The organism is Tuberibacillus calidus DSM 17572, assembly GCF_000430685.1.
Taxonomy (GTDB): domain Bacteria; phylum Bacillota; class Bacilli; order Bacillales; family Sporolactobacillaceae; genus Tuberibacillus; species Tuberibacillus calidus.
Map to the genome: position 1 here is coordinate 4,673 of NZ_KE387199.1, position 13,069 is coordinate 17,741.

Annotated in this window: 13 protein-coding genes and 1 pseudogene; 10 read left to right on the forward strand and 4 right to left on the reverse strand. The window is 45.7% G+C overall.

All coding sequences use genetic code 11. The features are described from left to right. The first annotated feature begins 538 nt into the window (after positions 1-538). The 8 genes and pseudogenes from H532_RS19330 (at position 539) to H532_RS0117295 (ending at position 7,981) form a co-directional block, all read left to right on the forward strand. The gene (locus tag H532_RS19330) at positions 539-3,361 is read left to right on the forward strand and encodes a sigma-54-dependent transcriptional regulator (protein WP_038112886.1); all 2,823 of its coding nucleotides are present in this window, start codon (positions 539-541) and stop codon (positions 3,359-3,361) included. A gap of 256 nt (positions 3,362-3,617) precedes the next feature. Beyond that, positions 3,618-4,040, forward strand: a complete 423-nt coding sequence (locus tag H532_RS0117270) for a PTS sugar transporter subunit IIA (RefSeq protein ID WP_027726499.1) — start codon at positions 3,618-3,620, stop codon at positions 4,038-4,040. Further along, the gene (locus H532_RS0117275) at positions 4,040-4,531 is read left to right on the forward strand and encodes a mannose/fructose/sorbose PTS transporter subunit IIB (RefSeq protein ID WP_027726500.1); all 492 of its coding nucleotides are present in this window, start codon (positions 4,040-4,042) and stop codon (positions 4,529-4,531) included. Before H532_RS0117270 ends, H532_RS0117275 begins: the two co-directional genes overlap by 1 nt. Positions 4,532-4,579: 48 nt before the next feature. After that, positions 4,580-5,386, forward strand: coding sequence for a PTS mannose/fructose/sorbose transporter subunit IIC (locus tag H532_RS0117280; protein WP_211231986.1), 807 nt, complete (start codon positions 4,580-4,582; stop codon positions 5,384-5,386). A gap of 18 nt (positions 5,387-5,404) precedes the next feature. Then, positions 5,405-6,256 (forward strand): PTS mannose transporter subunit IID, encoded by an 852-nt coding sequence (locus H532_RS0117285; protein WP_027726502.1) that lies wholly within the window; start codon positions 5,405-5,407, stop codon positions 6,254-6,256. Positions 6,257-6,382: 126 nt separating this feature from the next. Continuing rightward, positions 6,383-6,514: pseudogene (locus H532_RS21160) on the forward strand (DUF986 family protein); the annotation flags it as partial. Positions 6,515-6,531: 17 nt separating this feature from the next. Continuing rightward, the gene (locus H532_RS20900; RefSeq protein WP_245566497.1) at positions 6,532-6,783 is read left to right on the forward strand and encodes a DUF986 family protein; all 252 of its coding nucleotides are present in this window, start codon (positions 6,532-6,534) and stop codon (positions 6,781-6,783) included. Positions 6,784-6,994: 211 nt separating this feature from the next. Next, positions 6,995-7,981, forward strand: a complete 987-nt coding sequence (locus H532_RS0117295) for a Gfo/Idh/MocA family protein (protein ID WP_027726503.1) — start codon at positions 6,995-6,997, stop codon at positions 7,979-7,981. 246 nt (positions 7,982-8,227) lie between these two features. Here the strand turns inward: H532_RS0117295 and H532_RS0117300 are convergent, their stop codons facing one another. Genes H532_RS0117300 through solA form a run of 3 tightly spaced genes read right to left on the reverse strand, consistent with a single transcriptional unit; the run spans position 8,228 to position 10,835 of the window. Next, a complete protein-coding gene (locus H532_RS0117300; protein WP_027726504.1) occupies positions 8,228-8,890 on the reverse strand; it encodes a Dph6-related ATP pyrophosphatase in 663 nt (220 codons plus the stop codon). A gap of 48 nt (positions 8,891-8,938) precedes the next feature. Then, entirely contained in the window at positions 8,939-9,676 is a 738-nt protein-coding gene (locus H532_RS0117305; protein ID WP_038112891.1) for a gamma-glutamyl-gamma-aminobutyrate hydrolase family protein, read from the reverse strand. Positions 9,677-9,692: 16 nt separating this feature from the next. Further along, positions 9,693-10,835, reverse strand: coding sequence for an N-methyl-L-tryptophan oxidase (solA, locus tag H532_RS0117310; protein ID WP_027726506.1), 1,143 nt, complete (start codon positions 10,833-10,835; stop codon positions 9,693-9,695). 301 nt (positions 10,836-11,136) lie between these two features. Here solA and H532_RS0117315 point away from each other — a divergent pair, with 301 nt between their 5' ends. After that, positions 11,137-12,012 carry an ROK family protein gene (locus H532_RS0117315; protein WP_027726507.1) on the forward strand — a complete coding sequence of 292 codons (876 nt, stop codon included), beginning with the start codon at positions 11,137-11,139 and terminating at the stop codon, positions 12,010-12,012. Between the two features lie 146 nt (positions 12,013-12,158). Here H532_RS0117315 and H532_RS19340 read toward each other — a convergent pair whose 3' ends face one another. Beyond that, a complete protein-coding gene (locus H532_RS19340) occupies positions 12,159-12,680 on the reverse strand; it encodes a phospholipase D-like domain-containing protein (RefSeq protein ID WP_051263411.1) in 522 nt (173 codons plus the stop codon). A gap of 125 nt (positions 12,681-12,805) precedes the next feature. Between H532_RS19340 and H532_RS0117325 the strand changes: the two genes are divergently transcribed. Further along, positions 12,806-13,069: helix-turn-helix domain-containing protein (locus tag H532_RS0117325; RefSeq protein WP_027726508.1), on the forward strand; the 264-nt coding region annotated here is incomplete at its 3' end.

Genomic DNA, 13,069 nt, shown 5'->3' on the forward strand with positions numbered 1-13,069 from the left:
TCGTTGTTTTATCGAACGTAGTGGGATATAAAGTAAGCGTTCCTCCCTCCGTTTATTTACTGGAGGACGTTTTATCTAAACGTAGTGGGATATAAAGAAATCAAAAAGCAATCGTTTAGAAAGGAGGGCTAAACGTTTTATCTGAACGTAGCGGGATATAAAGATTTTCAACAGTGGCATAACAGTTTATTATGAATTTGTGATTAATTTTCACTCGGTTTCGGCATCATCACGGTATCTAGAAATTTCTCATATGTTTTAATCGTTGTATTATATGCTCCTGCCGGCCGGGAAACATCTGCTCCATCCGTCCGGACTTATAGGGTCGTTAGTGCAAAGTCTAAGGTTAATATGCATAACATATGGGAAGCGAATGGGTAATTTATTGCTGGATAGCTGGATCTAGCCGCTGTTGTAATACATCCTTTCCAAACACGTTGCCATATTCTACAAATAAACCTCGTAAACACAAATGATTTCCCCATCCATGTTAAAATAAATAATAGAAAAGTATGTTCAGATTCGAGGATGAGATCGATTGAAAAGGTTGGAGCGAGTCTATCAATTATTAGAAGAAAAAGCACTTGACCTGAATAAAGAAGCTTTGCTTGAGCGCGAGGGGTTTTCTGCTGGTGAATTAGCTGAAGAATTAGGCATGTTGCGCAATAATGTCAGCCTTGAATTAAATAATTTGGTCCGAGACGGGCGGGTGATAAAAATCAAAAGGCGTCCGGTTCTTTATATCCCGCGTGACGTCGTGAAAAAGAACTTTGGCAACATCGTAGACCGAACGATTCTCGAGATTCCCTCCTTGTCGGACTTATACCGAGCGAAAAGCAAGCCCACAATCAGCCCGGATGAAAACCCATTTAGTCTGCTCATCGGGGCGGAAGGCAGCTTGAAAAAATTGGTTGACCAAGCGAAAGCGGCTGTTGTCTATCCGCCAAACGGGCTGCATACGCTGATTCTCGGGCCGACCGGCTCTGGTAAAACGCTGTTCGCCCATATGATGCATGAGTACGCCAAGTTTATAGGGAAAATGGACGAGCGTTCGCCTTTCATCATTTTTAACTGCGCCGATTATTATAATAACCCGCAACTATTATTGTCACAGCTGTTTGGGCATGTCAGCGGTGCTTTTACCGGAGCAACAAGTGATAAAAAGGGGCTTGTCGAAAAAGCCGATGGCGGCATCCTCTTTTTAGATGAAGTGCATCGCTTGCCGCCGGAAGGTCAAGAAATGATCTTTTATTTCATGGATACGGGCCGGTTTAATAAACTGGGTGAAGTGGAGCGGACGCGGACATCCAATGTTTTGATCATTGGCGCGACTACGGAAGACCCGTCATCGGCATTGCTCAACACTTTTTTAAGACGAATTCCGATGACGATCACCATGCCCTCTTTTCACGGACGAAGCGTTACGGAAAAAGTGGAACTGTGCAAATCCCTCTTGGCAAAAGAGGCAAAGCGGATTAACAAGGAGCTCCGTATACAAGCTGATGTGATAAAAGCGTTAATCGGCAGTGTCACCTATGGCAATGTCGGACAGCTTAAATCGTACATCCAGCTCGTCTGTGCCCAAGGGTTTCTCGATAGCATGCACGAACCGTTTGTCCGTTTAACGGTAAAAAGGTTACCGCAGGAAGTCAAAGATGGCCTCACGCGGATTTCTCGAAACCCAAGCGAAAATGAGGAAATCACCCGTTTGGTGAACGCCGTCACCGTCATTACGGGTGAAGGCAGCCGGGAGCTCGTCGAAGATGATGTCTACGATTTACCGTATGATTTGTATAAAATCATTGAAGACAAAGCCCGCCTTTTAAAGGAAGAAGGCATTCCGGCTGAAGAAATCAATAAATTTGTGGAAACGGACATCAAGGTTCACATAAAAAGTTTTTATCAACAAGTCTCGAAATATCACCATAAAGAACTGGCTAAGCTCGTTAAAAAGCCGGTGCTCGAGCTCGCCGAGGAATTGCGTTCTTTTGCCGAGAGCATGCTCAACCGGACATTTAATGATAAGTTTGTCTATTTCATCAGCTTGCATATCGATGGTTTTTTGCAAGGAAAAAATTATGAAAAGAGAAAAGCGCCGCCGGAACACTCCGAAATCATAAAGGAATCTGAAGCGGAATTTCAAGTGGCTTCCCAAATGAAAGACATCATCGAAGAACGGCTTGGCATCAAACTTCCAGAATTTGAGACAACCTACCTTGCGATGTTACTCGCTTCGGCTAATGAACTGACTCAAAAAGGGCAAGTCGGCATCGTGGTGGCTACTCATGGGAGGAGCACCGCGACTTCCATGGTGGAAGTCGCTAAAGAGTTGCTTGGCGATTACAATATTCGAGCCGTTGACATGCCGCTCGACGTTAACTTTTATGATATTTTAGATGAGATTGTCGCGGCCGTTCATGACGTTGACCGCGGGGAAGGCGTCTTGATGCTTGTTGATATGGGTTCACTCTATTATTTTGAAGAAAAAATAAACGAAGAAGCTGGCGTTCCGGTTAAAGCCATTGACATGGTATCCATGCCGATGCTGCTGGATGCGGTGCGCCGAGCCAATTTTTTAGATATGGATTTAAACGCGATCTATCAATCGGTGCGGAGGCCCTATCACCATGAAAGCGAAGTCAGAGAGACTGCGAAAGAGGATGTCAAACCAAAGGCGATCCTGACGATTTGTTCCTCCGGGCAGGGAACGGCGCTCAAACTTGAGGAAATGCTGAAGATGTTTATTGAGGACATCACCAATGAAGACATGACTGTCATTCCGCTTTCCGTCATTGGGCTCCAAGATGAGGTCAAGCGCATCGTTAGAGTGTATGATGTGGTCGCGGCGGTCGGTGTCAAAAAACCGCCTTTGGATGTGCCGTTTATATCCCTTGAAAAATTCATTGAAGGCGAAGGGCAAAAAATGATCGGGCAAATTATTCAAAATGGCGAGATGACCATAAAAAATAATGAGTCCGATGTCATTGTCCGGGCGCTTTGCGAGGACAGTCTTAAATCTTATCTTGTGTATTTGAATCCGCATCGCGCGATTAACGTTCTCATTCGTTTTTGTGAACGATTGGAAGCCGTGTTAGGCGTTCATTTTAAAAATACAACCGCGATCCGCATCATTGTCCATACAGCTTTTGCGATTGAACGGGCGATTACTGGGGATGCACTGAAGTATAAAGGGGAACGCTCAGAGGAGCAGGGCCGCCTTTTGGAAAAAGTGAAAACTTGCGCCAAAGATAGTATCACGAAAGATTTACGAGCGACTTTAGTCGAAGATGAACTTTATTATTTAGTCGATTTGCTTCTGGATGAATTTAATGCACATGGGAAAGATGCGGCTCGGATTTAGTGTATCAAAAAAGTGTATTGCACCTATTTTAAATAAAGTGTATCAAAAACGCTGTCAGCTTTTGTACAGCGTTTTATTTTTTTGTGCAAGTGTATCAAAAAGGATAAAAATTGTCGATTCATGTCAAAACTAATTTTTATGAAACCTGTTGTATGGATGGGAAGATTGTCGAAAAACCATTTTGGAATACTAAAGTTGGCATGATTCTTGCATATAAAATAGCGCGGACAGGAGTTGACAACAAGGAGGCTTACAGATGATTGCACTTATCGTCGCCACCCACGGGGAATTCTCAAGGGAGATCGTTCGATCAGCGGAAATGATCTTTGGCGAGCAACAAAATATTACTGCCGTCACCTTTAAACCGGGCGAAGGGTTGGAAGACCTTAAAAATAAATACGAACAAGCCTTAAAGGAATTAGAGACTCAAGACGGTGTGCTTTTTCTCGTCGATTTGTTCGGCGGAAGTCCGTTTAACGCCGCAGCAGCCCTCATTTCTGCGGAGGAAAACATGGACATGATCACCGGCGTGAACTTGCCAATGCTGATTGAATGCCTCGCCCGGCGCGGGAACACGGCATTGGAACCGCTTGTCGATGCGATCAGTCAAACCGCAGTGGAAGGCGTTAAATCCTTGAAGAAAACCTTAAAAAATAACGAAGAAGAGGATGATTTGTGATGATTATCGGACTGGCTAGAATCGATGATCGTTTGATACACGGTCAAGTAGCGACGGTTTGGACGAAAGAAACCGGTGTCAGCCGTATTATTGTCGTCAGCGATGAAGTCGCTCAAGATACCGTCCGGAAGACGCTGTTAACGCAAGTCGCGCCTCCCGGGGTGAAAGCGAGTGTTGTAGACATTGCCAAAGCCATTCGCGTCTACAACAATCCGAAATATGAAAACGACCGCGTCATGTTGTTATTTACAAATCCGACAGATGTGTTGCGCGTTGTTGAAGGAGGTATTGACATCAAGAGTGTCAATATCGGCGGCATGTCTTATAAAGAGGGCAAAACGCAGATCACCAATGCGGTCTCTGTGGATGAAAAAGACATTGAAGCTTTCAAAAAGCTTCACGAACGCGGCATCGAATTGGAAATCCGAAAAGTGGCGGCCGACCCGAAAGTCGACATCATGCCGCTTTTGAAAAAACTTGAAGAAAAATAATACCTCGCTGTTGATAGAAAACGATTAAGGAGGGATCATGGTATGGATATCTCATGGATTCAAATTGTTCTTGTTTTTATTGTCGCTTGTATTTCAGGTATGGGATCCATCCTTGACGAATTTCAAACGCACCGCCCATTAATTGCTTGTACGTTAATCGGGCTTGTGCTTGGTGACATTAAGACGGGCATACTCATTGGCGGAACGCTTGAAATGATCGCGCTCGGTTGGATGAACATCGGTGCAGCGGTGGCACCTGATGCCGCGCTTGCTTCCATTATTTCAACGATTCTTGTCATCGTCGGGCATCAAGATATCGGTGCCGGTATTGCGTTGGCGATTCCGCTTGCTGCTGCCGGACAAGTATTAACCATTCTGGTGCGGACGATTACCGTCGGGTTCCAACACGGTGCTGACCAAACCGCGAAAACCGGGAATTTAAAGGCGATGGATTGGCTACATATCACGGCCTTGCTTTTGCAAGCGATGCGGATTGCCATTCCAGCACTCATCGTCGCTCTGACAGTCGGAACATCCGCGGTGCAAAATATGCTCAATGCCATTCCGGATGTGATTACGGGTGGATTGAATGTCGCTGGTGGGATGATCGTTGTTGTTGGTTATGCGATGGTCATTAACATGATGCGTGCCGGTTACCTCATGCCGTTTTTCTTCTTAGGATTCGTCATTGCGGCATTTACGAATTTCAACCTCGTCGCGCTAGGGGTCATTGGATTAGTGGCTGCACTAATTTATATCCAGCTGCATCCGAAGTATAATCAACCAGCTTATGCATCAGCGGTTCCTTCGGGCGGCTCGAATTTAGATGATGACCTTGACGATGAACTTGACTAAGCAAAGGAGGCAGTCAGGATGAGTGCGAATGAAACCACAACAGGTCGCAAGAAATTAACACGACGCGACTTGGTCAGTGTTTTTATCAGATCCAATTTGTTTCAAGGATCATGGAACTTTGAACGGATGCAAGCGTTAGGTTATGCGTTTTCCATGGCACCAGCGATTCGCCGGTTGTATCCAGAAGGCAGTGAAGAACGCAAACAAGCGATGAAACGGCATAATGAATTTTTTAATACCCATCCATATATGGCTGCGCCGATTTTAGGTGTTTCTTTGGCGATGGAAGAACAAAGGGCCAACGGCGCAAAAATCGATGATGCAGCCATTAACGGGATTAAAGTCGGTCTGATGGGCCCGCTAGCTGGTGTCGGTGACCCGATTTTCTGGGGAACTGTACGCCCTGTATTTGCGGCATTGGGGGCTTCCATCGCTTCGACCGGAAGCATCCTCGGCCCGCTCTTATTTTTCTTACTCTTTAACATTGTTCGTTTAGGCGTGCGCTGGTGGGGCGTTTTCTATGGGTATTCCAAAGGCTCCAACATCGTTTCCGATATGGGCGGCAATCTCCTGCAAAAATTAACAGAAGGTGCGTCCATCTTGGGGCTATTTGTCATGGGCGCGCTTGTCAATAAATGGACAAAGGTGAATATCCCCGTTGTGATTTCCAGTGTTAAAAACCCGGATACCGGAAAAGTCACCACGACGACGGTACAAAGCGTTTTGGATCAGTTGATGCCGGGCCTCGTGCCGCTCTTGTTAACGTTCTTGTGTATGTGGCTCTTGCGCAAACGGGTCAACCCGCTTCTTATTATCATCGGATTCTTTGTCGTCGGGATTTTGGGATACTGGGCAAATATATTAAAATAGGGATGGATACCTTGGATGAGGGAATCGACGGTTCAACGCCGATTCCCTTTTTCTGAAATAGCGGAAGGATGTAGAAATATGGCCATGACGGGGGTCATCGTTTTAATTGTATTTACCTTAGCCTATATGGTTTACGAATCAGTCGTTTTATCCTTTTTAAAAGGACAAACGCAAATGGTCATCCCGCTTCGGAAACGTTTGGACGTCGACAATCTCCTTTTTGCTTTCTTGCTCGCGGTTGTATACGTTTCGAATTACCTGCGTGGAGATAGGGGATGGTACAATTACCTGTTGCTCATCGTAACTATAATATTTTTATATTATGCTTTCATTCGGTCGCCAAAAATACGATTAAAGGAAAAGGGTTTTTTTACGGCGTTATTTATACGGCCTTCGATGCGATCAAAAATATGCGTTTATCCGAAGATGGTGTCTTGGTTGTCGAGACTGACCGAAGACGACTGTTATTGCATTTTAGAAATGTGGAAGACTTAGAGCGGATTTACAAGTTTTTCATGGAACATTAGGTTGACATATTGACAAAATTTTACAGGAAATTTTATCACGCAGATTTGCGAGCACATACGTTTTTTTATGGAACGAGTAGAGGTGCCTGGCCTAACACCTTGTGGGTGGATAAAGATTTATTAGAGCATAGGAAGATAGGGTGTCAAATTTATAGGCGGGAAATTTTCCTATACATGACGTATTTAAAAAACGAAGACAGGGGTGTTTTCTTTGGTGCGCTTTGGAGTAGTCGGAACAAACTGGATTACCGATCGCTTTTTAGATCATGTAAAAGTTGTTGAAGAGTTTACCTTAACCGCGGTGTTTTCAAGAACAGCTGAAAAAGCAAGGGCCTTTGCGGATAAATATGGTGTGGAGACGATTTTTACGGATCTTGAAGAAATGGCGAAAAGCGATGTGATCGATGCGGTCTATATCGCTACCCCGAATGCGTTGCACGCCGAACAATCTATTCTTTTTCTGAATCACGGAAAACATGTTTTATGTGAGAAGCCGCTCGCATCAAACACACGAGAAGTCGATGCTATGTTTCAAGCGGCGAGAAAAAACGGCGTCGTTTTAATGGAGGCTATGAAAACGACCTTTCTGCCGCGCTTTCAAGCGATTCAACAAAACCTTGATAAGTTGGGGACGATCCGCCGTTACTTTGGGAGCTATTGCCAATATTCATCCCGTTATGACAAGTATAAGGAAGGGATCGTGCTGAATGCGTTTAAACCGGAGCTATCTAACGGGGCTTTGATGGATCTTGGCATCTATTGCATCTACCCATTGGTCGTTTTATTCGGAGAACCGAAGCGGATTCAAGCCTCAGCCGTGATGTTAGAATCGGGGGTCGATGGCGAAGGCAGTTTGATACTGGAATATGACGGGATGCAAGCCAACATTCAATTCTCGAAAATCAGCGATTCCTTCATTCCGTCAGAGATTCAAGGAGAATCCGGCAGTATTATCATCGACCATATCTCGGATCCGAGTGCGGTCAGCCTCCGTTATCGAAACGGAGAAACAGAAGACCTTACCGTCGATCAGCCGATTGGCTCGATGGCCTATGAAACAATGGAATTTATTAATCTCATAAAGAGTGGGAAAACCGAATCCGAAGTGAATTCCTATAAAAATTCGAGAATTACCGCCAGCATCATGGAAGAAGCCCGCCGCCAGATAGGCTTAGTCTTTCCCGCGGACAAAAAATAGCAACCCATTGCGGTTGCTTTTTTTGTAATGAAAAACTGGAGCGTATACGCAATATTAAGGAAGATCAGCCAAAATTTGAGGAAAAACCACTTTTACGCGCATTTTTCGGGAGGGAGAGCCACGAAAATGCGCAGACGCTCCATAATCTGGAAAAAAATACAGCTAAATCTGTAAAAAACTGGAGCGTATGCGCAATTCCAGGGCAGATTGGCATAAAAAATGCGCAAACACAGCACCTCGCGCGGCTTAAAATAAGTCAATGTACTGAAAGCGCCCTTCACGAAGCACTTTTTCTCCTCGCTGAAACGAGACGGGTTCTTTAAAAATCGGCCCATCGTAACAAAAGGTGTGGAATTCCCCGTTTTCCGCACACCAATCCACACCATCGGGGAGATCATTGAGGAAATCCTCATTAAATTCTCTGCCGCAGAAAGCCGCATCTAATTGGGTAGTATCGACACAGACGACGATGGCTTTGAAACCGAGATCGATAAACGCTTTAGCAAAGTCTTTTGTTGGTCGGCCCCAGACAGGAAAGACAGAGCTCATGCCAACAGTGGCGTTCATTTTCTCACGATAAGCTTTGATATCTTCCAAATAAAGATCACCAAAAGCCACATGCCGGATGCCGTGATCAAGATAGCTTTGTAGTTGTTTTTTCATTTTCCTTTCATAACCTTCTGCGCCGTCTTGATTGTCCAACCAAATAATATCAAGCGGTATGCCGATAGCCTCGGCTTGTTTAACGGCGAGCGCGGTACGAATGCCGTGCATGGATGAGCGGCCATAGTTGAGGCTAGCCGTCGTCATCAGACGCACGACCTCCCAATTTGGTTGCTTTCCCAATTCATATAAAGCGAGCGAACTGTCTTTACCTCCGCTGTAGGACATGACAATTTTTTGTTTCATGCAAATGGTCCTTTCTTTAAGAGATCACCATGCGTGACAGTAAAAGGGCTAGACAAAGGCTTTCCTTCTTAGCGCCTCTTCGACGAAGTTTCTAAAGAGCGCGAGCATCGTAGGTATTTTGGCTGCCATCATTTCCGGATGCCATTGGACACCGACGACATAGTCTTCACCTTCCTTTTCTATAGCCTCGATGACACCGTCACGAGCCGTCGCCGTTACTTTAAACCCTTCGGCAACGCATTTGATGGCTTGGTGGTGAAAGGAATTAACAAGTGCAGAACGGCCCAAAATGGCAAACAATTTGGAGTCCTCGTGAATGATGACGTTATGGGTCGGCATATCAGTGCGGGAATATTGATCGTGCCGGATGTTGGCTTCTTCTTTATAACTTAGATCCTGGTATAGTGAACCTCCAAACGCCACATTAAGAATTTGTACACCCCGGCAGATAGCAAGGATCGGTTTTTTCTGATCGATGGCATACTTGATGAGCAGCTTGTCAAAAGCATCGCGTTCGGGAGAAGTGGGACCAAGCTTAGTAAGCGGCTCTTCCCCGTAAAGAAGCGGGGAGACATCGTCACCACCCGAAAGGATAAGGCCGTCCAATTGTTGGATTTGCTGTTCAATGACGGCTTCATCATCAACAACAGGGATGATATAGGGGATGCCGCCTGCTTTCACAACCGACTGCACATAATCATCGTTCACGTAGGCGCGTTTGTATCCCGGAAAACGTCCCCCCGAGTCGATAAGATGCCCGCCGGAAATGCCAATGATGGGTTTCATCATCATACCCCTTCTTTCATTCATTGTTTGAAAAACGTCTTAGTGAAAAAAGTGAAAGATCATGATGCTCTTCTTCTCCCGTTACCATTTGACAGAGAACCTCGCCGATTGCGCTGCTAAATTTAAAACCGTGTCCTGAGAAACCAGCCGCAATGACGACATGTGAAAAATAAGGGTGGCGGTCGATGATAAAATGGTCATCCGGCGTTTTCGTGTAGAGACAGACCTTTCCTTGTTTTAACCGACCGGAAGCCTGGGGCATAAACCGATCCAAAAAAGAACGTAAATCCCCTTCGTCCGAGGCGTTGGTCCCGAATGCCCGGTTCAAGGTGTCGGGATCTGTCGGCTCACCGCCGTCATGACGACCGACTTTAAGCCCGCTTCCGTTGAAACTAGGGAACCCATAGAATGTGCGGTCGCCAAGGTCAAACGTAAAGGCTGGAAACTGTGCCGGTTCAAAAAGAGGGGCGTTCGTCTCGAACCAAGCAAACACTTTGCGCGTTGGTTGCAAGGGTAGCTGTAATTCGGGCAACAGCTTTCCGGCCCAGGCTCCCGCCGTGACGATGACGTTTTTCCCTCGATAGGTACCGGATATCGTATCAACGGTGACACCATGTCGGTCATATTGAATGTTTTTAACGGGGGTGTTGACGGTTAAGTCAGCACCGAATTTCAAAGCTAGCTCACGAAAAGCTTGGATGCATCGCTCACTGTAAAGAACCCCTGAATCCGGCTCAAAACATCCAATAAAATCGTCAGGCAATGTGATCCCGGGCCAGCGCTTTCGGATCTGAGCAGCATTCAGTCGTTCCACGGGCAATCCGTATTGGGCAGCGCTTGCAAACGTTTCCGTTAAAAAAGGCGAAGAAGGCTCGCCAATGCCCAACACGCCGGTTCGTTCGAATAGTGTATATCCGCTTTCTCGCTCAAGCGCTTCCCATAATTCTTGCGCCCGTAATACAAGGCGAACGTATTGACGGCCTTCGCCATAGGCATGGCGGATGATGCGCGTTTCACCGTGATGACTGGCATGGTCATGCGGCGGGTCAAAGGCATCAATCAGCAGAGTCTTTGCGCCTTTTTTCGCTAAAAAATAGCCAGCGGCCATCCCCATAGAGCCGGCGCCGATGACGATGACGTCGTAATGAGCTTGGTTCATCTTTTTCTCCCCCCAAAGTGTTCAGTATATTATTTAAGTTGATTGTACATGGAAAGCCTCACGGGCGACAATGGTATGGAGGGGCTTTTACAAAAAAGATGATCGGGTGGGGCCTGGGCAACTCTCCGTGGAGTTCATATAAGTTGGCAACATAAAAGATTGAAAGTTTACGAAGTGAGAGCGTTCCTCACCGGCATTTGTCGCACTCTTTTTATAAGGAGATATGTCTTCCAAGCGGTTCAAGAGCATCACTTGCCCGAAAATGATAAAATAAAAACAGTTATGGCTAGGAGGAATTTTCATGTACTATGGGGCGATAGAAGCCGGGGGAACGAAATTTGTTTGTGCCGTTGGTCTCGAAAATGGTGAAATCCTTGAAAAAATAAGAATCGAGACGACGATGCCCGAAGAGACGCTTGGTGCGGTCATAGACTTTTTTAGAAAATATTCATTAAAAGCGATAGGCATCGGTTCTTTTGGGCCAATTGATATTAACCGTAACAGCAAAACCTATGGGTTTATTACATCAACTCCCAAAAAAGGGTGGACGAATTACCCCATTGTAAAAACCATTCAGGAAGCCTTTTCGGTGCCGATTTTTTTTAACACCGATGTCAATGTGGCGGCACTTGGAGAACTTGAAAAAGGGGCAGCCAAAGGTTTAGACAGTTGTCTATATATAACGGTTGGAACGGGCATTGGTGCCGGAGCGGTAGTGCAAGGCCAACTGCTTGAAGGTTTCAGCCACCCAGAAATGGGGCATATTCTTGTTCGCCGCCACGCCGATGACACTTACGAAGGGAAATGCCCTTTTCATAAAGATTGTTTGGAAGGGCTTGCCTCAGGACCGGCTGTCGAGGAACGATGGGGTAAAAAGGCCGTGGATTTGGCGGACCGTATGCAAGTCTGGGAAATGGAAGCTTATTATATTGCCCAAGCGCTGATGCAATACATGTTGATTTTAGCGCCGAAAAAAATCATTTTAGGCGGCGGCATTATGAAGCAAAGGCAGCTGTTTCCGTTAGTCCGACAAAAGGTAAAAGACCTGCTTAACGGTTACTTAGCCTTTCCGGAAATCTTGGACAATCTTGAGGCCTACATCGTCCCGCCGGCTTTGGGGGATGATGCGGGCATCATCGGTGCGCTGTATGGGGCAATTCGCGTTGCGGAGAAGTAACGGGCCGATGATAGGAAAAATCAGAAGCGAAGGATGGGGGCATTTTTGCCTGTAACTCAAAAAAATGAGGCGCCAGTCGTTTTTCGCAAGATGTTATCGTTTGAATAAGTGAAAAAGAGACCGCCATAAGCGGTCTTTTGCCATGTTCAGGCGGTTTTTTCCGTGGTCGGCGAATAGTCTGCAAATCGCCTCGCATCGTTCCACATGTTGTCAAAGTGCTTTTTCCAATCCGCTGCCAATGACGGGTCGTTAATAACCATAAACACTTCGTCATTTTTTTGTTCGGCCGAATACGTGTAGTTATAGGAACCGGCCGTGATCCGTTTGTTGTCCGAAATCATCATTTTCAAATGCATATTGCCGTCATGGGTGTTGATTTTTACCGGGATGCCGGCTTCGAGAAAGCGAGCCAGATTGGCAGACTGGCGGGGATTTCGCTCTGTCTGAAGTCGGTCGCTGATGACCCTCACGCGCACGCCTTTTTTTGACGCCCGATAAATGCATTCGGCAATATCGCTTTCCGTAAACAGAAACATCGCGACATCCAACGACTCTTTCGTTTCATCGATGATTTTGAGAACGCTTTTTTTCGGCGATCTAACGGAATGGGTAAACGCATAAGAGATGTCTGGCACATGGCGTTTCTGGTTTTTTTCCTTTTTTATCACAGCAAAGCCAGAAGACTCCACCCTCAAGCAAAGCTAGGGTGGCGATGAATGGCTTTTTTGTTTTCAAATGCAAACAAATGTTCTATAATAGAAGTATCAAATACATTGTTAGGAGGTGTTTTGCCATGAAACAATACAAGGCTTTTCGTTTTCGCATTTACCCAAACCAAATGCAAAAAACGTTGATAAGGAAAACCTTTGGTTGCAACCGCTTTGTCTACAACCATTTTTTACATTTGTGGCAAAACACCTACAACCAAACCCAAAAAGGTTTGTCCTACCACCAATGTGCCATCCAATTGCCAAAGTTAAAAAAGCAATACCAATGGCTGAAAGAAGTGGATAGCATTTCTTTGCAATCATCCCTGCGGGATTTGGCCGATGCTTTT

Excerpts from the sequence above, each read along its gene's own strand:
- H532_RS0117270 (WP_027726499.1), top strand. The coding sequence starts at position 3,618 with ATGATTGCACTTATCGTCGCCACCCACGGGGAATTCTCAAGGGAGATC.
- H532_RS0117275 (WP_027726500.1), top strand. The coding sequence starts at position 4,040 with ATGATTATCGGACTGGCTAGAATCGATGATCGTTTGATACACGGTCAA.
- H532_RS0117285 (WP_027726502.1), top strand. The coding sequence starts at position 5,405 with ATGAGTGCGAATGAAACCACAACAGGTCGCAAGAAATTAACACGACGC.
- H532_RS20900 (WP_245566497.1), top strand. The coding sequence starts at position 6,532 with ATGGTACAATTACCTGTTGCTCATCGTAACTATAATATTTTTATATTA.
- H532_RS0117300 (WP_027726504.1), bottom strand. The coding sequence starts at position 8,890 with ATGAAACAAAAAATTGTCATGTCCTACAGCGGAGGTAAAGACAGTTCG.
- H532_RS0117305 (WP_038112891.1), bottom strand. The coding sequence starts at position 9,676 with ATGAAACCCATCATTGGCATTTCCGGCGGGCATCTTATCGACTCGGGG.
- solA (WP_027726506.1), bottom strand. The coding sequence starts at position 10,835 with ATGAACCAAGCTCATTACGACGTCATCGTCATCGGCGCCGGCTCTATG.
- H532_RS0117315 (WP_027726507.1), top strand. The coding sequence starts at position 11,137 with ATGTACTATGGGGCGATAGAAGCCGGGGGAACGAAATTTGTTTGTGCC.